Source organism: Burkholderia sp. BE17 (assembly GCF_009362305.1).
GTDB lineage: Bacteria > Pseudomonadota > Gammaproteobacteria > Burkholderiales > Burkholderiaceae > Burkholderia > Burkholderia pyrrocinia_C.
In genome coordinates, this window is the sequence record NZ_WHNU01000014.1 from 47,999 (window position 1) to 66,225 (window position 18,227).

Here is an 18,227-nt window from a genome sequence, read left to right on the forward strand (position 1 = left end):
GGCTTTGGATTTCCGTCCGCAGCCTCCATGCTATCGAAACTGACCCGCTGGTTCGACGACCGCCGCCGCGACCGCGCGCTGCGCAGCCACCCGATCCCCGACGCGCTGTGGCAGGACACCGTCGAGCGCCTGCCGTTCCTCGCGACGCTGTCGCCCGACGCGCTCGGCCGGTTGCGCGAGCTGACGAGCCTGTTCATCGCGAAGAAATCGTTTTCGACCGCGCACGGGCTCGAACTGACCGATGCGATGATCGTCGCGATCGCCGCGCAAGCCTGCCTGCCGGTGCTGAATCTCGACCTGTCGCTGTATGACGGCTGGGTCGGCGTCGTCGTGTATCCGGGCGAATTCGTGATCCGCAAGACCGTGCAGGACGAGGACGGCGTCGTCCACGAAGTCGAGCAGGATGCGAGCGGCGAGGCATGGGAAGGCGGCCCCGTGATCCTGTCGTGGGAAGACGCGCAGATGACGGACGGCCATGACGCGTACAACGTCGTGATCCACGAGTTCGCGCACAAGATCGACATGGTCAACGGCGCGGCCGACGGCTATCCGCCCCTTTTTCGCCGCTGGCACGCGCCGCACCTCGATGCGCAGGCGTGGGCCGACGTGTTCGAACATGCGTACGACCAGTTCTGCGCACGCGTCGACGCGGTGCCGGACCGTGCGTGGGCGCGCTTCGAGCGGGAATCGCTGATCGATCCCTATGCGGCCGACCACCCGTCGGAATTCTTCGCGGTGTGCAGCGAGGCGCTGTTCGTGCGGCCGAAAGCGTTCGAGTCAGAATTTCCGGAGCTGTACCGGCTGCTCGCCCGCTACTACCGGCAGGATCCGGCCGGCACCGGCGCGCTCGACGCACCGTGAAAATTATTCGTCAACCATCTGATTTTCTGGCATAATCGCCGTTTTTCGACCTTAGGCAAGTGGCTCGCGCCGGGCTTGGCGTCGTCTGGTGTATGCGCAATGTGCGCGCTCCGGCACGGCAAGCGGCGGGTTGGCTACCGCTCTCACCAAGGAAAGACCATGAAAGAAGGCATCCACCCGAACTACCGCGAAGTCGTCTTCCAAGACATGTCGAACGGCTTCAAGTTCATCACGCGCTCGACGATCCAGACGCGCGAAAACATCGAACTCGACGGCAAGACCTACCCGCTCGCCAAGATCGAAGTGTCGTCGGAATCGCACTCGTTCTACACGGGTCAGCAAAAGATCATGGACACGGCAGGCCGTGTCGAGAAGTTCAAGAACAAGTTTGGCGTACGCGCCAGCGGCAAGGCGAAGTAAGCTTCGCACCGCATCCGGTGGTTGCAACGCACCGGTATCGCACAAAAGGGCAGCCCAGGCTGCCCTTTTTTGTCTCTGCTCGCCGGAAAAACGCCGGCCGGCGTCCGGGCAACGACCTGACGCGCAGCAGCCGGCGCGTCTACAATGCCGGATGCTCGAAACCGGCTCGACCGCGCGCACCCGCGCCGGCCGCCTGCCCATAACAAAACGCTCATCTGCATGAAGCCTGTCGTCCGTCTCACCGCCTCCGCCACGCGTGCGCTGCCGCGCTGGCTGCTGCTCACGCTCTGCTTCGTCTATGCCGCGTTCGGCCTGTTCGGCCGCGACCCGTGGAAGAACGAGGACGCGGCGGGCTTCGGCGTGATGTGGACGATGGCCAAGGGCGGCTGGCACGACTGGCTGCTGCCGAACCTCGTCGGCAAGTTCATCACGCCCGACGGGCCGCTCGGCTACTGGCTCGGCGCGCTGTCGATCCGCGGCCTCGGCCCGTGGGTCAATGCAAGCAATGCGTCGCGCGTCGATACGGGCGTGCTGTTCTGCGTCGCATGCGCATTCGTCTGGTACGCGGCCTACCTGCTCGGCCGCCGCGCCGAGGTCCAGCCGTTCAAGTACGCGTTCGGTGGCGAGCCGGAGCCGCGCGACTACGGCCGCACGCTCGCCGACGGCGCGCTGCTGGTCCTCGTCGCATGCTTCGGCCTCGCGGAACGCGGGCACGAAACAACGCCGCAGGTCGCGCAGTTCGCGTGGATCGCGATGCTCGTCTACGGGATCGTGCGCGGCATCGACAAGCCGATGCAGGGCGCGCTGTGGTGGGGCCTCGCGATCGGCCTCGTCGCGCTGTCCGGCAACCCGGTGCTGGTCGTCGCGCTGCTCGCCGGCACTGCCGCGCTGTGGCTCGTCACGCCCGAGATGCGCAACCTGCGGCTGCCGCTGGTCGGCGTGCCGCTCGCGGCCGCGATCTTCGCGCTGTGGCCGCTTGCCGCGTTCGTCGCGGCGCCCGACGACGCCGCCTGGTTCTTCAACCAGTGGATCCACGGCAGCCTGATGCGCTTTTCGGGCCCGCCGACCGCCGTGCTCGCGTATGCGGCGAAAAACCTGCCGCTGTTCACGTGGCCCGCCTGGCCGCTCGCGATCTGGGCGTGGTGGAGCTGGGCCGGCATGCGCCGCCGCGCGCACATCGCGATTCCGCTGTCGGTCGCCGTGCCGCTCGTCGCGCTCGTGATCCTGCAGAGCCAGCAGTCGAACCGCATGTACATGCTGCTGCTGCCGCCGCTCGCGGTGCTCGCGACGTTCGCGCTGCCGACCCTCAAGCGCGGTGCGATCAACGCGTTCGACTGGTTCGCGGTGCTGAGCTTCACGATTCTCGGCACCTTCGTATGGCTCGTGTGGCTCGCGTCGCTCACGGGTTTCCCGCATCCGCTCGCACGCAACCTCGCGCGTCTCGTGCCCGGCTACGAGCCGCATTTCAAGATCCTGTCGTTCATCTGCGCGGTGATCGTCACCGTGTGCTGGTGCGTGCTCGTGCGCTGGCGCGTCTCGCGGCAGCCGAAGGTGCTGTGGCGCAGCGTCGTGCTGTCGGGCGCGGGCACCACGCTGATGTGGGTGCTGCTGATGACGCTGTGGCTGCCGATCGTCAACTACGGCCGGACCTATCGCGATGTCGCGCAGCAGATCGCGCTGCACCTGCCGTCCGACTACGAGTGCATCTCGCCGGTGCGGCTCGGCGATGCGCAGATCGCGACCTTCGCGTACTTCGGCAACATGCACTTCGATTTCTCCGGCGACTGCGACGTGATCCTGCGCCAGGACCGTTCCGACTTCGGCGAGCCGAGCGCGATGTCGCAATACGTGTGGCGTCTCGTATGGGAAGGCCGCCGCGTCGCCGACCGCGACGAACGCTTCCGCCTGTACGAGCGCATCGAACGACCGAAGACGCCCGTCAAGCGTCGCCCGCCGCGCCGCCAGGCGGCCGATTGACGATGTTCGGCGACATCCGCCGGATCGTCGGTCTCGCGTGGCCGGTGCTGGTCGGTCAGCTCGCGATCATCGCGTTCGGCGTGATCGACACCGCGATGGTCGGCCGCTACTCGGCCACCGATCTCGCCGCGCTCGGGCTCGGCTCGTCGATCTACGTGTCGATCTATATCGGCCTGACGGGCATCCTGTCCGCGCTGCAGCCGATCACCGGGCAACTGTACGGCGCGCGGCGCTATGCCGAGATCGGCGAGGAAGTCCGCCAGGCACTGTGGCTCGCGCTGCTGCTCGCGATACCCGGCTTCCTGCTGCTGCATTTTCCCGAGCCGCTGCTGCACATCGCGCACACGCCCGCCGCGCTGCACGACCGCACCGTCGACTACCTGCGCATCCTGTCGTACGGGCTGCCCGCCAGCCTCGTCTTTCGCATCTACAACGCGCTGACCAACGCGGCCGGCAAGCCGCGGCTCGCGATGATCCTGCAGATCGGCGCGCTGCTGCTCAAGTTTCCGCTCAACGTGTGGTTCATCTTCGGCGGGTTCGGCGTGCCGGCCCTCGGCGGCCCCGGCTGCGGGCTGGCCAGCACGCTGATCAACTGGGCGCTCGCGCTGATCGGCTACACGCTGCTCGCGAAGCTCGACGTGTTCGCGCCGCTCGCGATCTTCTCGCGCTTCTGCTGGCCCGTCTGGGAGCGCCAGAAGGCGATCCTGAAACTCGGCGTGCCGATGGGCCTGTCATACCTGATCGAGGTCACGTCGTACACCTGCATGGCGCTGTTCATCGCGCAGTTCGGCACGACGACGCTCGCCGGCCACCAGATCGCCGGCAACATCGGCGCGGTGCTGTACATGACGCCGCTGTCGATCGGCGTGGCGGCCTCGACGCTGGTCGCGCGCGCGCTCGGCGCCGGACGCCCCGAAGAAGCACGGCTGCTCGGCCGGCACAGCGTGATGTTCGCGTGCGGCGTGGCCGCGACATACGGCGTGCTCGTATTCACGCTGCGCCCGCTGATCGTCGGCGGCTATACGCCGAACCCGGCCGTCGCCGCGGCCGCGCTGCCGCTCGTCGCGATCGTCGCGTGCTACCACGTGTTCGATGCGCTGCAGGTCACGTCGGCGTTCGTGCTGCGCGCGTACAAGGTCGCGATCGTGCCGACCGTGATCTATGCGGTCGCGCTGTGGGGCGTCGGACTTAGCGGCGGCTACGTGCTCGGCTTCGACGTCGGCGGCATCGCGCCCGCATGGCTGACGGGCGCGCGCGGCTTCTGGTTCGCGAACACGGTCAGCCTGATGCTTGCGGGCGCCGGGCTCGTGTTCTACCTGCGCCACGTGAGCCGCGCGCACGTATCGGCCCAGGCCTGACGCGCTGCCCGCTACGCATCCGCCAGCACGTCGGCCGCGTGATAGGACGACCGCACGAGCGGGCCGGCGACGACTTCCCTGAAACCGAGCCCCAGCGCCTCGTCGCGCCACGCGGCGAATGCGTCCGGGCTCACGTAGCGCCGCACCGGCAGATGGTGCGCGGACGGCGCGAGATACTGGCCGAGCGTCAGCACGTCGACTTCGTGCGCGCGCAGGTCGCGCAGCGTGTCGCGCACCTCGTCGTCGCGCTCGCCGAGCCCGAGCATCAGCCCCGATTTCGTCACGAGCGTCGGCCGTGCGGCCTTCGCCTGCGCGAGCAGTTCGAGCGAGCCGCGATAGTCGGCGCCCGGCCGCGCCACGCGATACAGCGACGGCACCGTCTCGATGTTGTGGTTGAACACGTCCGGCCAGGCCGACGACAGCGCGTCGAGCGCGCGCGCCACGCGGCCGCGGAAATCCGGCGTCAACACTTCGACGCCGATGCCCGGCACGCTCGCGCGCACCGCCGCGATGCACGCGGCGAAATGCGCGGCGCCGCCGTCGCGCAGGTCGTCGCGGTCGACCGACGTGATCACGACGTAGCGCAGCCCGAGCGCCGCGGCCGCATCGGCCAGCCGCGCGGGCTCGTCGGGATCGAGCGGCTCGGGACGGCCGTGCGCGACGTCGCAGAACGGGCAGCGCCGCGTGCACAGCCCGCCCATGATCATGAAGGTCGCGGTGCGCTGCGCGAAGCATTCGCCGATGTTCGGGCACATCGCCTCCTCGCAGACGGAATGCAGCCGATGGTCGCGCAGCACGGCCGCCATGTCGGCCACCGCCGCGCTCATCATCGGCCGCGCGTGCAGCCACGGCGGCTTCGGCAGCGCCGCGCCGGCCGCGGGCTCGACGCGCACCGGAATGCGCGCGAGCTTGTCGCGACTTCTAGCGCCCGGCTGGCCGAGCGCCGTGAGGCTGGGTCGTTCGAGCGCGGCGGCCATCGTCAGTCTCCGAGAAACGCGACGATCAGGCGGTTCACGTCGGCAGCCGCCTCCATCTGCACCATGTGCCCGCTGCCGGCGATCACCTCGGCGCGCACGCCGTCCGGCAAGCCCTGCGCGTGCTGCGCGGGGATCACCTGGTCGCGCTCGCCCCAGATCACGAGCGTGCGCGGCGCGAGCGCCGCGAGCCGCTCGCGGAACACGCGCCGCTGCGCCGCGCCGTCGAACGCGGCGTTCGCGATCTTTTCCAGCGCGGCCTGCACACCTTCGAGCCGCTTGTACTTGACGAGATCCTCGACGAGTTGCCGCGTCACGAGCGCGTTGTCCGCGAACAGCGCACCGAGGTGCGGCTTCAGCGTGTTGCGGCTGTTGCCGGCGACGAAGCCGTCGATATAGGCGCGGTTGATGTCGGCGCCGAGCCCCGCGCTCGCGATCAGCGTCAGCGACGCGACGCGTTGCGGCGCGCGTTCGGCCGCGGCCATCGCGACCGCGCCGCCCATCGAATGGCCGATCAGGTGCGCGCGCTCGATGTGCTGCGCATCGAGCAGCGCGAGCACCGCGTCGGCCAGTTCGTCGAGGCTGCCCGTGTCGACCGCCTTGCCCGACTCGCCATGACCGGGCAAGTCGAGCGCCCACACGGGCCGGTGCGCGGCGAGGTCCGCGTGATTGAACAGCCAGTTGTTCAAGTCGCCGCCGAAACCGTGGATCAGCACGGCGGGCGTGCCCATGCCGTCGCCGAGCCTCAGGAAGCGCACCGTGCGGCCGCCGATCTGCGCCTTCTCGGGCTGCGGTCCCGCCGCTTCGTCGGACGCCGCGCTCGGCACGAAATCGCGCTGGAACTCGGCGATCGCCGCATCGATGTCGGCATCGCTCGCCTCGGCCGCCGCGACGACGCCGAGCAGCGCGCCGACCGGCAGCGTCTCGCCCTCCTGCGCGACCTGCCGGCGCAGCGTGCCGTCGAACGCGCATTCGACGCCCGACGAGATCTTGTCGGTCTCGACGTCGAGCACTTCGTCGCCCTTCGTCACGCGCTCGCCGATCGCCTTCAGCCAGCCGTTGACCTGCCCCTGCTCCATCGACAGCCCCCACTTGGGCATTGTGATCATGTGAATCGACATCGTGTCAGCTCCTCGTCTTCAGGACCGCCTGCGCAATCGCATCGGCGGACGGGATATACAGGTCTTCCAGCACGCTCGCGAACGGCGCGGGCGTATGCGGCGCGGTCACGAGCTCGATCGGCGCCTTGAGCGTTCGGAACGCGCGCTGCGCGACGAGCGCGGCGATGTCGGTCGCGATCGAGCAGCGCGGGTTCGCTTCGTCGACCACCACCACGCGCCCGGTGCGCTCCGCGCTTTCGAGGATGGTTTCCTCGTCGAGCGGCGACGTCGTGCGCAGGTCGATCACGTCGACCTGGATGCCGTCCTTCGCGAGCTTCGCCGCCGCATCCATCGCGAGATGCACCATCCGGCCGTACGTGACGATGGTCGCGTCGTCGCCGTCGCGCATGACGTTCGCCTCGCCGAACGGAATCGCATAGGACTCCTCCGGCACGTCGCCCTCGCGCGTGTAAAGCAGCTTGTGCTCGAGGAAGATCACGGGATCGTCGTCGCGGATCGCCTGGATCAGCAGCCCCTTCGCGTCGTACGGCGTCGACGGACACACGACCTTCAGCCCCGGGATGTGCGTGAACAGCGACGTGAGCATCTGCGAGTGCTGCGCGGCCGCGCGCAGCCCGGCGCCGTACATCGCTCGGATCACGACCGGCGTCACGGCCTTGCCGCCGAACATGTAGCGGAATTTCGCGGCCTGGTTGAAGATCTGGTCGAAGCACACGCCCATGAAATCGATGAACATCAGCTCCGCGACCGGCCGCATCCCGCACGCAGCCGCGCCGACCGCCGCGCCGATGTAGCCGCCTTCGGAAAGCGGCGTATCGAGCACGCGGCCCGGAAACTTGTGGAACAGCCCCTTCGTCACGCCGAGCACGCCGCCCCACGCGTCGTCCTCGCCCGGCGCGCCCGCGCCGCCCGCATTGTCCTCGCCCATCACGATCACGCTGTCGTCGCGAGCCATTTCCTGCGCGAGCGCCTCGTTGATCGCCTGCGAATAAGTGATCTTCCTTGCCATGTCTGTCTCCTGGAATGTTCGGTTCGCCGTGCCGGCTGCGATGTCAGGCCGCGCTCACGGATACGACACGTAGACGTCGGTCAGCAGGTCGGCCGCGTCGGGCAGCGGCGCGGCCTTCGCCTGCGCGACCGCATCGTCGATCAGCGCCTTCACCTGGGCGTCGACCGCGCGCAGGTCGGCGGTCGTCAGCGCCTCGGCGCGCACGACGCGCGTCTCGAAGTGCTTCAGGCAGTCCTTCTCGTCGCGCAGCTTCTGCACCTCGCCGGGTGCGCGGTAGGTCTGCGCATCGCCTTCGAAATGGCCGAAATAGCGTGTGAACTTCACCTCGACGAGCGTCGGGCCGCCGCCGTTGCGCGCACGCTCGACGGCCTCGCCAAGCGCTTCGTGCACCGCGAAGAAGTCGAAGCCGTCGACGATCACGCCCGGCATCCCGAACCCGTTCGCGCGATCCGCGATGTTGTCGGTCGCGACCGACCAGCTCGACGACGTCGCTTCCGCATAACCGTTGTTTTCGGCGACGAAGATCGCGGGCAGCCGCCACACCGACGCGAGGTTCATCGATTCGAAGATCACGCCCTGGTTCGACGCACCGTCGCCGAAGAAGCACACGCCGACGCCGCCGGACTTCTTGTGCTTCGCCGCGAGCGCCGCGCCGCACACGAGCGGGCCGCCCGCGCCGACGATCCCGTTCGCGCCGAGCATCCCCATCGACAGGTCGGCGATGTGCATCGAGCCGCCCTTGCCGTGACAAACGCCGGTCTTCTTGCCGTAGATCTCGGCCATCATCCCGTGCACGTCGACGCCCTTCGCGATGCAATGGCCATGGCCGCGGTGCGTGGTCGCGACGTAGTCGGCAAGGCCGAGGTGCAGCATCGTGCCGACCGCGGACGCCTCCTCGCCCGCGTACAGGTGAACGAAGCCGGGGATTTCTCCGGTCGCGAATTCGACGTGAAGGCGCTCCTCGAATTCGCGGATCGTGCGCATCAGCCGGTATGCGTCCAGCAGCTTGTCCCTGCTGAGCTGGGTCGAAACGGTCATGTGTGTCTCCTGGATAGGTCTGACTGCGAATGCCGCCGCGGCCGTGCCGTGGCGACGGATTGCACGGCCTGCGGCCGTCAGTGGAACGTGAAGCCGCCGTCGACGTTCACGGCCTGGCCCGTCACGTTGTCCATCGTCGCGAAGAACAGCGCGAGCCGGCCCATGTCTTCGGGCGTCTGCGCGCGGCCCTGCGGGATCAGCGTCAACTGGTGCCGCTGCCACGATTCCTCGACCGATTCGCCGTCGGTCTTCCATTCATCGGACAGCCGGTCCCACATGTAGGTACGCACGATGCCGGGGCAAATCGCGTTGACGGTCACGCCGTCGCGCGCGAGTTCCTTCGCGAGCGCGTTCGTGAAGCCGACGACCGCGAACTTCGATGCGCTGTAATGGGCGAGATTCGGAAAACCTTCCTTGCCGGCGATCGACGCGACGTTGATGATCCGGCCGCGGCCCTGCGCCTTCAGATGCGCGAGCGCCGCGCGGCAGCCGAGGAACGTGCCCTTCGCGTTCACGTCCATCACGAAATCCCAGTCGCGCTCGGTCAGCGCTTCGACCGGATGAATGCTGATCACGCCCGCGCAGTTCACGAGGATGTCGAGCCGGCCGAGTTCGGCGAGCGCCTGCGCGACCATCGCGTCGACCTGCGCGGCCTGCGTGACGTCGACCTTCGCGACCGCCGTCCGGCGGCCGAGCGCGCGCACCTCGCGCGCGGTGGCGTCGAGCGCGTCGTCGAGCAGGTCGGCCAGCAGGATGTCGGCGCCCGCGCCGGCGAGCGTCAGCGCAATGCCGCGGCCGATGCCGCGCGCGCCGCCCGTGACGATGGCGACCTGTCCTTCGAGAGGGGTTGTCATGGCAATGTCTCCTTGATGATCGTTATGGATATCGAAATGTCGTTCGAGAAACCGGATGCTCAGTCACGCCACGCGCCGGCGTCGCGCAGCAATTGCCGCGAAGACGCGTAGCGCAGCGTGCGGCCGACGTCGACGGTAAGCGGCCCGCGCCAGTCGAGCGAAATCTCATAGCGATCGCCGCGCGCCACCTCGATCTCGCGCTCGCCGTCGAACGCGAGCGTGCCGCGCTCGAACGGGATCGTCTGCCATGCGCCCGGTTCGAGCCGCTCGCAACTGCGCATCACGACGCGGTCGACGCGGCCCGGCGCAATCGGCGCGACGAGCGGCGTGCCGGCCGTCTTGCCTTCGTCCGCGAAGCGCATTGCAAGCCCGTGCGGCGCGCTGCGCTCGAGCGGCGCCCATGCGCCGCCGAGCGCGGACAAACCGATGCCGTCCGGTTCCGCGAACGTCAGGTAGAGCGAGTCGATATCGTCGGGCCCCGAAATCGCGCGGGCGCCGATGAAGCGCTGTCGCGCCGCGCACACGTCGACGAGCGCAATTTCTTCGCGCCCCGGCTGTGCGCCCGCCACGCAGCGCACGACGAGTCGCTTGTTGCGCGTGAACGCGACCTCGGCCGGCACTGCGCCGGTCGCGGCGAGTCCTGCCGCGACGCCTGCGACGGTCGCCTCGCGATGTTCGGGAAATGCGTTGTTGGTGCCGGTGGACAGCGCGACGAGCGGCGTCGCGCCGCAAAACGCGGCAACCGCGCGATGGGTGCCGTCGCCGCCGAGCACGACGATCAGCGCGACTTCCATCCGGTGCAGGTACGCGCCGCCGGCCTGCGTGTCGGCGACGGTATCGGTGATCGGCAGGTCGACGAACTCGACCTCGGGCCAGCGCTCGTGCGGCGCGACCGCGCGATGCGTGTCGAGCGCGCGCAGCAGCAGCGTCGCGATGCCCGTCCGGTCGCGCAGCGTCAGCACGCGCTCGATGCCCATCGCGCCGAGGCCGGCCAGCAGGCGCACGATCATGTTCGCCTTCTCCGCCGTCGGAAACACGGATGCATGCGTCGTGAGGCGGCGGATGTCGCGCCCCGAAGCGGGGTTCGCGATCACACCGACGGTAACTGGCGTCGTCACGGGTTTGTCTCCATCCAGTTGACCGGCACCGGCGCATTGGCGCCCGCTCCGGCCCTGCCTGTTTCGTCCGCGGCCATCGACGGGCTGCGGATCGTCGTCGCCGACGCGACCGCGCCGGACTTGCCCGTGATCTCTGCAAGCGGCGTGCCACCGTGCGCGCGATGACCGCGAAACCCGCGCCCGCGCTGGCGCGGCGGGCATGCCCGTGTTCCGGATTCGCGGCCGTGACGACGCAGCGCGCGGCGAATCTGCCCGCGCGTCTCACGTCGTCGATGCGACGACGCGCTCATCGCGGCGACTGCCCAAGCGCGCCGCGCTGCCTGCAAACCCTGCGTTGACGCGGCGTGGCGCATGCCGCGACAAGCCGAACGCCACGCTGTGGGCGTCTCAACTGCGCGAGACCGGACGAGAGACACATGAGACGAACGTCTCACGCCTGCCGCGTGCTGCGATGCAATGTGATCCGCCGGACCGGATGTGCTACAAGAGCATCGAATTCCCCGCCGTACGGAACCGGAGCCGACCATGCCCTACGCCGTCCCCCAGGCCCAGCACGCCGACCGTGTACTCGGCGCGCTCGCCGGACGCCTGCCCGCGCCGGCCGATTCCGCGCGCCTCGTGTCGTCGTGGCAACGTTCGCTGGAGCGCTACTGTCTCGACCCCGCTTCGTCGATCGGCCCGCGCGTGCTGACCGCGTCCGAGCTGCGCGAAGTGCGCGACAAGGAGGAAGCCTTCCTGCGTGCGTCGGGCCAGTGCCTGACGCGGCTGCACGACATGATCCGCGTCGCCGACTACTGCGTGATGCTGACCGACGCGCACGGCGTGACGATCGACTACCGGATCGACCGCGAGCGCCGCAACGACTTCCGCCATGCGGGGTTGCACATCGGCTCGTGCTGGTCCGAAAGCGAGGAAGGAACGTGCGGCGTCGCGAGCGTGCTGACCGATCTCGCACCGATCACCGTGCACAAGACCGATCACTTTCGCGCGGCGTTCACGACGCTCACCTGCAGCGCGGCGCCGATCTTCTCGCCCGGCGGCGAGCTGATCGGCGTGCTCGACGCGTCGGCCGTCCATTCGCCCGACGGCCGCGACAGCCAGCGCCTCGTCTACCAGCTCGTGCGGCAAAGCGCGGCGCTGATCGAGGACGGCTACTTCGTGCACAGCACCGCGCAGCACTGGATATTGTTCGGGCATCCGAACCGTCACTACGTCGAAGCGCAACCCGAGTGGCTGATCGCGTTCGACGAATGCGGCAATATCGTCGCCGCGAACCGGCAGGCGCGCGATGCGCTGCCGGCGCTGCGCGAACCGCGCCATATCGACGAGATCTTCGACGCAACCGAGATGCCGCTGCGCGATGCCGCGCGGCTCGATACGATCGTCGCGCTGCGGCTGCGCGCGACCGGCGCACCGCTCTATGCGCGGCTGCGTGCGCCGCTACGACGCGCCGGCCGCGAGCCCGGCACGGTATCGCGGCGCGCGGGCACCGCGACGCGCCACGTCGGCGCGCTGACGCCGTTCCTGCACAGCAGCGACACGCACATCGCGCAACAGGCGGAGCTCGCGCTGCGGGTCGCGAGCAAGCGGCTGCCGATTCTCGTGCTCGGCGAAACCGGTGCGGGCAAGGAAGTGTTCGCGCGCGCGATCCACGATGCCGGTGCGCGGCGCGCGCGGCCGTTCGTTGCCGTCAACTGCGGCGCGCTGCCGGAAGCGTTGATCGAGAGCGAACTGTTCGGCTATGCGGCCGGCGCGTTCACCGGTGCGCGCAAGCACGGCGCGCGCGGCAAGATCGCGCTCGCCGACGGCGGCACGCTGTTTCTCGACGAAATCGGCGACATGCCGCTCGCGCTGCAGACACGCCTGTTGCGCGTGCTCGCCGACGGCGAGGTCGTGCCGCTCGGCAGCGATACGCCCGTGCGCGTCGATCTCGACGTGATCTGCGCGACGCACCGCGATCTCGCGCGCATGGTGGCCGACGGCACGTTCCGCGAAGATCTGTACTACCGGCTGAGCGGCGCGACGTTCGAACTGCCGCCGCTGCGCGAGCGCGCGGACGTGCGCGACGTGATTGCCGCCGTATTCGCCGAGGAAGCGCAGGCGACCGGCCACGTGCTCATGCTCGACGCGACGCTCGCCGAACAGCTCGCCGCCTATCCGTGGCCCGGCAACGTACGGCAACTGCGCAACGTGCTGCGTTATGCGTGCGCGGTGTGCGACACAGCGCGCGTGACTCGACGCGACCTGCCTGCCGACATCGCCGCCCAGCTCGGCGCCGCGCCGGCCGGCGCGCTGCCCGACGACGAGCGCGGCCGCATCGTCGCGGCGCTCACCGCGCACCGCTGGCGGCCCGACGCGGCCGCGCAGGCGCTCGGCATCTCGCGCGCGACGCTGTACCGGCGAATCGCGAAACACCGGATCGTCGCGCCGCACCGCGCGTGACGAGCCGGCGCGACCACCATCACGCGGCCTGCGCGGCCGCTTCGCTTGCTTTCCCGGCCTCACCGGCCGCTTCGTCGCGCCGCACGAACACCTCGTGCGCGGCGAACAGCGCGTTCAGCGCGGCCGGGAAACCCGCGTAGACGGCCATCTGCATGAACACCTCGACGATCTCGTCGCGCGTGCAGCCGACGTTCAGCGCAGCCTCGATATGCACCTTCAATTGCGGCTGTGCGTTGCCGAGCGCGGCCAACGCCGCGATCGTCGCGATCTCGCGTGCTTTCAGGTCGAGTTGCGGCCGGCTGTAGATGTCGCCGAAACTGAACTCGACCAGGAGCCGCCCGAAATCCGGTGCGATCGGTGCAAGCGCCGCGATCACGCGTTCGCCCACTTCGCCGTCGATTTCCTTCAGTTTGTTCCAGCCGCGCGTATAACGATCTTCAACGAGTTGTTCCATTGTGTCCGCCCTGTTCCGATTGAGAGTGAGAAAGTGTCGCCCGTCGTTCCGTTTCGCGTTCCTGTGCCTCGTAGTACGCGATCTTGTCGCCGATCGCGTCGAGGCTCGCCTGCAGCTCCGCGATATGCGCGCGCACCGCGTCGCGATGCGCGACCAGCAATCGGCGCCGCGCGCCGAACGTCGGCTCGCCTTGCGCGCGCAGCGCCGCGAACTCCTGCATCTGCGCGATCGGCATGCCGGTCGCCTTCAGGCGCATCACGAAGGCCAGCCAGTCAAGGTCGGCCGGCGCATAGAGCCGGTGCCCGGCCGCCGTGCGCGAAATCGCACGCAGCAGGCCGGCCTGCTCGTAATACCGCAACGTATGCGTCGACACGCCGGTCAGCTCGGCGACTTGCCCGATCGTCAGCGGACCGGCGGCGGAAGGTTTGGATACGGTTTTCGACATGGCAGGAACAAGGTTAGGAGTTAGAGCTAACTCTAAGTCAAGCACTATCGAACGGCCAGCGCGACGACAACCCGCGATGCCCCGCGACACCGTAAAGAATGGTCAAAATCGCCGCCCGGCGCAGCTTTCGGCCTTTACAGCGACGCAAGCCTTCCGCAAGATTCGGTCAGCCTGTCTTAAAAAGGGCACGCATTTGTCCTATGCTTAACGGCGACGTCCGGCCGCGTGCCGCCCCGCCGTCCGTTGCAACAGCCATTCATCCGTCAGAACCAGGGAGCCCTTGCCATGCTGAAAAAGCTGCTGATGCTGTTCGTCGCGCTATCGCTGTCGCTCGCCGCGGGCCTTGCCGCGGCCGTCGAAGTCAACACGGCCGACCAGGCCACGCTCGAATCCGTGAAGGGTCTCGGGCCCGTGAAGTCGAAGGCGATCATCGACGAACGCACCAAGAACGGCCCGTTCAAGGACGCCGACGATCTGGCGAACCGCGTGAAGGGCCTCGGCACGAAATCGGTCGGGCATCTCGAGGAGAACGGCCTGACGATCGGCGGCTCGGCGACGCCGCCGAAGGGCGTGAAGCTGTCGAAGCCGGCCGCGACCGAGCCGGCCACCACGCCGGCAACGACGTCGGCAGGCACCGCGTCGACGTCCACGACCGCGACGGCCGGCACGACGGCCACGGCGCCGGCCCCGGCGGCAAGCGCACCGGATGCGGCCACGAAGCCGGCCAAGGCCAAGCGCGCATCGAAGAAGGAAAAGGCGGCAGCGGCCGCAGCGGCATCCGCCGACGCGGGTGCGAGCGCACCGGCCGCAGCGTCGTCCGCGAAGGCGACGAAGGGTTCGAAGAAAAAGAGCAAGAAGGACAAGGCAGCCTCCGCCGCCGCGGCGTCGGGCGCCTGATATGCGCCGCGCGCGCGACGGCGTGCGCGCGGCATTCGTTCAACGGGCGCCCTTATTGCGGCGCCCTTATCGGTAAAGGTGAAGAACCATGGGTCTCCTCGACATCGTCGGCGGTCTGATCGGCGGCCAGTCCGGCGGCAACTCGCAAAGCGCACTGATCACGACCGCGCTCGAATTCATCAACAATCAGCCGGGCGGCCTGAACGGCCTGATCGAAAAGTTCAAGGCAGGCGGCGCCGGCGACATCATCGGCTCGTGGGTCGGCACCGGCCAGAACCAGCCGATCTCGCCGGATGCGCTGCAGAACGTGCTCGGCTCGGACGCGATCGGCGCGCTGGCAAGCAAGTTCGGCGTCGACCCGTCGATGGCCTCGACCGTCCTCGCGCAGGTGCTGCCGCACGTCGTCAACCACGCGACGCCGGACGGCGCGGTGCCGGCCGATGGCCAGGCCCAGGTCGACCCGTCGAACGTGCTCGGCTCGCTGTCGCAGCTCGCCGGCATGTTCGGCGGCAACAAGCAGGGCTGAGCCCACGCCGCTTCATAGTCCCCGCTTCATGGCCCAATCGGGCCGCTCCATATGCAAACACCCCGCCGAGGCGGGGTGTTTGTTTTTGCGCGCCCGGCGCGAACCGGGCGTGCGGCCGGCGGCCGGCGTTCAGTGAACGACACGGTCGAACACGAACTTGCCGTCGTTGACGTCGACCGGAATCACGTCCTTCGGACCGAAGCGGCCCGCGAGGATGAGCTTCGCGACCGGGTTCTCGATCTCCTGCTGGATCGCGCGCTTCAGCGGCCGCGCGCCGAACACCGGATCGTAGCCGACCTTCGCGATCTGCTCGAGCGCCGCTTCCGACACGTCGAGCGCCATGTCGAGCTTTGCGAGCCGGTCGTGCAGGCGCGCCAGCTGGATCTTCGCGATCGACTCGATGTTGCTGCGGTCGAGCGCATGGAACACAACGACGTCGTCGATCCGGTTCAGGAACTCGGGGCGGAAGTGCTGCTTCACCTCGAGCCACACGGCGTCCTTGATCTCGTCCTGCGGCGCCCCGGTCATCGCCTGGATCACCTGCGAGCCGAGGTTCGACGTCATCACGATCACCGTGTTCTTGAAGTCGACCGTGCGCCCCTGCCCGTCCGTCATGCGGCCGTCGTCGAGCACCTGCAGCAGCACGTTGAACACGTCCGGATGGGCCTTCTCGATCTCGTCGAGCAGGATCACGCTGTACGGCTTGCGGCGCACGGCTTCCGTCAGGTAGCCGCCTTCCTCGTAGCCGACATAACCCGGCGGCGCGCCGATCAGCCGCGCGACGCTGTGCTTCTCCATGAACTCGCTCATGTCGATGCGGATCAGGTGCTCTTCCGAATCGAACAGGAACGACGCCAGCGCCTTGCACAGCTCGGTCTTGCCGACACCCGTCGGGCCGAGGAACAGGAACGAGCCGTACGGACGGTTCGGATCGGCGAGACCCGCGCGCGAACGGCGGATCGCGTCGGCCACCGCGCCGATCGCCTCATGCTGGCCGACCACGCGCTCATGCAGCTTTTCCTCGATGTGCAGCAGCTTCTCGCGTTCGCCCTGCATCATCCGCGACACGGGAATCCCCGTCGAACGCGACACGACTTCCGCGATTTCCTCGGCGCCGACCTGCGTGCGCAGCAGGCGCGGACGCGTCGGGTTGTGCTGCTCCTGCTCTTCGGCCTGCGTGACCTGCTTCAGTTGCGCCTCGAGCTGCGGCAGCTTGCCGTACTGCAGCTCGGCGACCTTCTCCAGCTTGCCGTCACGCTGCAGCCGTGCGATGTCCGCCCGCGCCTTCTCGATCTCTTCCTTGAGCTGCGCGCTGCCCTGCACCGCGGCCTTCTCGACGGTCCAGATCTCCTCGAGGTCCGCATATTCGCGGCCGAGGCGGTCAATCTCTTCCTCGATCAGCTGCAGGCGCTTCTGCGACGCTTCGTCCTGCTCCTTCTTCACGGCTTCGCGCTCGATCTTCAGCTGGATCAGCCGGCGGTCGAGCTTGTCCATCTCTTCGGGCTTCGAATCGATTTCCATCTTGATCTTCGAAGCAGCCTCGTCGATCAGGTCGATCGCCTTGTCGGGCAAGAAGCGATCGGTGATGTAGCGATGCGACAGCTCGGCCGCTGCAACGATCGCCGGGTCGGTAATGTCGACGCCGTGGTGCAGTTCGTACTTCTCCTGCAGCCCGCGCAGGATCGCGATCGTCGCCTCGACGCTCGGCTCGTCGACGAGCACCTTCTGGAAGCGGCGTTCCAGCGCGGCATCCTTCTCGATGTACTTGCGGTATTCGTCGAGCGTGGTCGCGCCGATGCAGTGCAGCTCGCCGCGCGACAGCGCGGGCTTCAGCATGTTGCCCGCATCCATCGCGCCTTCTGCCTTGCCGGCACCGACCATCGTATGGATCTCGTCGATGAAGACGATCGTCTGGCCTTCGTCCTTCGCGATGTCGTTGAGCACGGCCTTCAGGCGCTCCTCGAACTCGCCGCGATACTTCGCGCCGGCGAGCAGCGCGGCCATGTCGAGCGACAGCACGCGCTTGCCCTTCAGCGTCTCGGGCACTTCGCCGTTGACGATCCGCTGCGCGAGCCCTTCGACGATCGCGGTCTTGCCGACGCCCGGCTCGCCGATCAGCACCGGGTTGTTCTTCGTGCGGCGCTGCAGGATCTGGATCGAGCGGCGGATTTCGTCGTCGCGGCCGATCACCGGATCGAGCTTGCCCGAACGCGCGCGCTCGGTCAGGTCGACCGTGTACTTCTTCAGCGCCTCGCGCTGGCTTTCGGCATCCTGGCTGTGCACCTGCGAGCCGCCGCGCACCGCGGCGATCGCGGCTTCGAGCGCCTTGCGCGTGAGGCCGTGCTGACGCGCGAGCTTGCCGGCGTCACCCTTGTCGTCGGACACGGCGAGCAGGAACATCTCGCTCGCGATGAACGTGTCGTTGAGCTTCTGCGCTTCCTTGTCGGCCTGGTTCAGCAACCCGGCCAACTCGCGGCCGATCTGGATATCGCCGCCCGTGCCCGTGACTTGCGGCAGGCGCGAGATCGCTTCGTTCAGCGCGCCTTGCAGCGCCTGCACGTGAACGCCCGCGCGGGACATCAGCGAGCGTGCGGAACCGTCGTGCTGTGCGACCAGCGCCGCCAGTACGTGAACGGGTTCGATGTATTGATTGTCGCGGCCTGCCGCAAGGCTTTGTGCGTCCGCGAGTGCTTCCTGGAACTTGGTGGTGAGCTTGTCGATTCTCATTTTGTC

The 18,227-nt window shown here is 68.3% G+C and carries 17 protein-coding genes; 7 read left to right on the forward strand and 10 right to left on the reverse strand.

Going from position 1 to position 18,227, the window contains the following annotated elements; all coding sequences use genetic code 11:
- Positions 1-27: 27 nt before the first annotated feature.
- The 4 genes from GD429_RS14110 (at position 28) to GD429_RS14130 (ending at position 4,616) form a co-directional block, all read left to right on the forward strand.
- Positions 28-861 carry a zinc-dependent peptidase gene (locus GD429_RS14110; RefSeq protein WP_152857475.1) on the forward strand — a complete coding sequence of 278 codons (834 nt, stop codon included), beginning with the start codon at positions 28-30 and terminating at the stop codon, positions 859-861.
- Between the two features lie 159 nt (positions 862-1,020).
- Complete coding sequence (locus GD429_RS14115; RefSeq protein WP_006753671.1) at positions 1,021-1,281, forward strand: type B 50S ribosomal protein L31; 261 nt, start codon at positions 1,021-1,023, stop codon at positions 1,279-1,281.
- A gap of 144 nt (positions 1,282-1,425) precedes the next feature.
- The gene (locus GD429_RS14125; protein WP_152857476.1) at positions 1,426-3,258 is read left to right on the forward strand and encodes an ArnT family glycosyltransferase; all 1,833 of its coding nucleotides are present in this window, start codon (positions 1,426-1,428) and stop codon (positions 3,256-3,258) included.
- Between the two features lie 2 nt (positions 3,259-3,260).
- Positions 3,261-4,616 (forward strand): MATE family efflux transporter, encoded by a 1,356-nt coding sequence (locus tag GD429_RS14130; RefSeq protein ID WP_152857477.1) that lies wholly within the window; start codon positions 3,261-3,263, stop codon positions 4,614-4,616.
- An 11-nt stretch (positions 4,617-4,627) separates the two neighbouring features.
- Here the strand turns inward: GD429_RS14130 and lipA are convergent, their stop codons facing one another.
- From lipA to GD429_RS40440, 7 genes are all read right to left on the reverse strand, one after another.
- Positions 4,628-5,593: a lipoyl synthase gene (gene lipA / locus GD429_RS14135; protein WP_152857478.1), complete on the reverse strand. Its 966-nt coding sequence runs from the start codon at positions 5,591-5,593 to the stop codon at positions 4,628-4,630.
- Between the two features lie 2 nt (positions 5,594-5,595).
- Entirely contained in the window at positions 5,596-6,711 is a 1,116-nt protein-coding gene (locus GD429_RS14140) for an acetoin dehydrogenase dihydrolipoyllysine-residue acetyltransferase subunit (protein ID WP_152857479.1), read from the reverse strand.
- 4 nt (positions 6,712-6,715) lie between these two features.
- Positions 6,716-7,720, reverse strand: a complete 1,005-nt coding sequence (locus tag GD429_RS14145) for an alpha-ketoacid dehydrogenase subunit beta (protein ID WP_034181263.1) — start codon at positions 7,718-7,720, stop codon at positions 6,716-6,718.
- A gap of 54 nt (positions 7,721-7,774) precedes the next feature.
- Positions 7,775-8,758 carry a thiamine pyrophosphate-dependent dehydrogenase E1 component subunit alpha gene (locus GD429_RS14150; RefSeq protein ID WP_152857480.1) on the reverse strand — a complete coding sequence of 328 codons (984 nt, stop codon included), beginning with the start codon at positions 8,756-8,758 and terminating at the stop codon, positions 7,775-7,777.
- A 77-nt stretch (positions 8,759-8,835) separates the two neighbouring features.
- Complete coding sequence (locus GD429_RS14155) at positions 8,836-9,612, reverse strand: SDR family NAD(P)-dependent oxidoreductase (protein ID WP_152857481.1); 777 nt, start codon at positions 9,610-9,612, stop codon at positions 8,836-8,838.
- Positions 9,613-9,671: 59 nt separating this feature from the next.
- Positions 9,672-10,730 carry an ATP-NAD kinase family protein gene (locus GD429_RS14160; RefSeq protein WP_321574601.1) on the reverse strand — a complete coding sequence of 353 codons (1,059 nt, stop codon included), beginning with the start codon at positions 10,728-10,730 and terminating at the stop codon, positions 9,672-9,674.
- On the reverse strand, positions 10,727-11,020 hold the full coding sequence (locus GD429_RS40440) for a hypothetical protein (protein ID WP_193727110.1): 294 nt from the start codon (positions 11,018-11,020) through the stop codon (positions 10,727-10,729). Before GD429_RS40440 ends, GD429_RS14160 begins: the two co-directional genes overlap by 4 nt.
- Before the next feature lie 235 nt (positions 11,021-11,255).
- Here GD429_RS40440 and GD429_RS14165 point away from each other — a divergent pair, with 235 nt between their 5' ends.
- Entirely contained in the window at positions 11,256-13,172 is a 1,917-nt protein-coding gene (locus GD429_RS14165; protein WP_152857482.1) for a sigma-54-dependent Fis family transcriptional regulator, read from the forward strand.
- A 19-nt stretch (positions 13,173-13,191) separates the two neighbouring features.
- Here GD429_RS14165 and GD429_RS14170 read toward each other — a convergent pair whose 3' ends face one another.
- The gene (locus GD429_RS14170; RefSeq protein WP_152857483.1) at positions 13,192-13,626 is read right to left on the reverse strand and encodes a carboxymuconolactone decarboxylase family protein; all 435 of its coding nucleotides are present in this window, start codon (positions 13,624-13,626) and stop codon (positions 13,192-13,194) included.
- Positions 13,610-14,071, reverse strand: coding sequence for a MerR family transcriptional regulator (locus tag GD429_RS14175; protein ID WP_152857484.1), 462 nt, complete (start codon positions 14,069-14,071; stop codon positions 13,610-13,612). Before GD429_RS14175 ends, GD429_RS14170 begins: the two co-directional genes overlap by 17 nt.
- Positions 14,072-14,356: 285 nt before the next feature.
- Here GD429_RS14175 and GD429_RS14180 point away from each other — a divergent pair, with 285 nt between their 5' ends.
- Positions 14,357-14,968, forward strand: a complete 612-nt coding sequence (locus GD429_RS14180; protein ID WP_152857485.1) for a ComEA family DNA-binding protein — start codon at positions 14,357-14,359, stop codon at positions 14,966-14,968.
- Positions 14,969-15,056: 88 nt separating this feature from the next.
- Complete coding sequence (locus tag GD429_RS14185; protein WP_152857486.1) at positions 15,057-15,494, forward strand: YidB family protein; 438 nt, start codon at positions 15,057-15,059, stop codon at positions 15,492-15,494.
- A gap of 129 nt (positions 15,495-15,623) precedes the next feature.
- Here GD429_RS14185 and clpB read toward each other — a convergent pair whose 3' ends face one another.
- On the reverse strand, positions 15,624-18,221 hold the full coding sequence (gene clpB / locus GD429_RS14190) for an ATP-dependent chaperone ClpB (protein ID WP_152857487.1): 2,598 nt from the start codon (positions 18,219-18,221) through the stop codon (positions 15,624-15,626).
- Positions 18,222-18,227 lie beyond the last annotated feature (6 nt).

Bases quoted from the DNA above. Each gene is read 5' to 3' on its own strand.
- GD429_RS14165 (WP_152857482.1), top strand. From the start codon at position 11,256: ATGCCCTACGCCGTCCCCCAGGCCCAGCACGCCGACCGTGTACTCGGC.
- GD429_RS14125 (WP_152857476.1), top strand. From the start codon at position 1,426: ATGCCGGATGCTCGAAACCGGCTCGACCGCGCGCACCCGCGCCGGCCG.
- clpB (WP_152857487.1), bottom strand. From the start codon at position 18,221: ATGAGAATCGACAAGCTCACCACCAAGTTCCAGGAAGCACTCGCGGAC.
- GD429_RS14155 (WP_152857481.1), bottom strand. From the start codon at position 9,612: ATGACAACCCCTCTCGAAGGACAGGTCGCCATCGTCACGGGCGGCGCG.
- GD429_RS14170 (WP_152857483.1), bottom strand. From the start codon at position 13,626: ATGGAACAACTCGTTGAAGATCGTTATACGCGCGGCTGGAACAAACTG.
- GD429_RS40440 (WP_193727110.1), bottom strand. From the start codon at position 11,020: ATGAGCGCGTCGTCGCATCGACGACGTGAGACGCGCGGGCAGATTCGC.
- lipA (WP_152857478.1), bottom strand. From the start codon at position 5,593: ATGGCCGCCGCGCTCGAACGACCCAGCCTCACGGCGCTCGGCCAGCCG.
- GD429_RS14110 (WP_152857475.1), top strand. From the start codon at position 28: ATGCTATCGAAACTGACCCGCTGGTTCGACGACCGCCGCCGCGACCGC.
- GD429_RS14130 (WP_152857477.1), top strand. From the start codon at position 3,261: ATGTTCGGCGACATCCGCCGGATCGTCGGTCTCGCGTGGCCGGTGCTG.
- GD429_RS14145 (WP_034181263.1), bottom strand. From the start codon at position 7,720: ATGGCAAGGAAGATCACTTATTCGCAGGCGATCAACGAGGCGCTCGCG.
- GD429_RS14180 (WP_152857485.1), top strand. From the start codon at position 14,357: ATGCTGAAAAAGCTGCTGATGCTGTTCGTCGCGCTATCGCTGTCGCTC.
- GD429_RS14185 (WP_152857486.1), top strand. From the start codon at position 15,057: ATGGGTCTCCTCGACATCGTCGGCGGTCTGATCGGCGGCCAGTCCGGC.
- GD429_RS14115 (WP_006753671.1), top strand. From the start codon at position 1,021: ATGAAAGAAGGCATCCACCCGAACTACCGCGAAGTCGTCTTCCAAGAC.
- GD429_RS14140 (WP_152857479.1), bottom strand. From the start codon at position 6,711: ATGTCGATTCACATGATCACAATGCCCAAGTGGGGGCTGTCGATGGAG.
- GD429_RS14175 (WP_152857484.1), bottom strand. From the start codon at position 14,071: ATGTCGAAAACCGTATCCAAACCTTCCGCCGCCGGTCCGCTGACGATC.
- GD429_RS14150 (WP_152857480.1), bottom strand. From the start codon at position 8,758: ATGACCGTTTCGACCCAGCTCAGCAGGGACAAGCTGCTGGACGCATAC.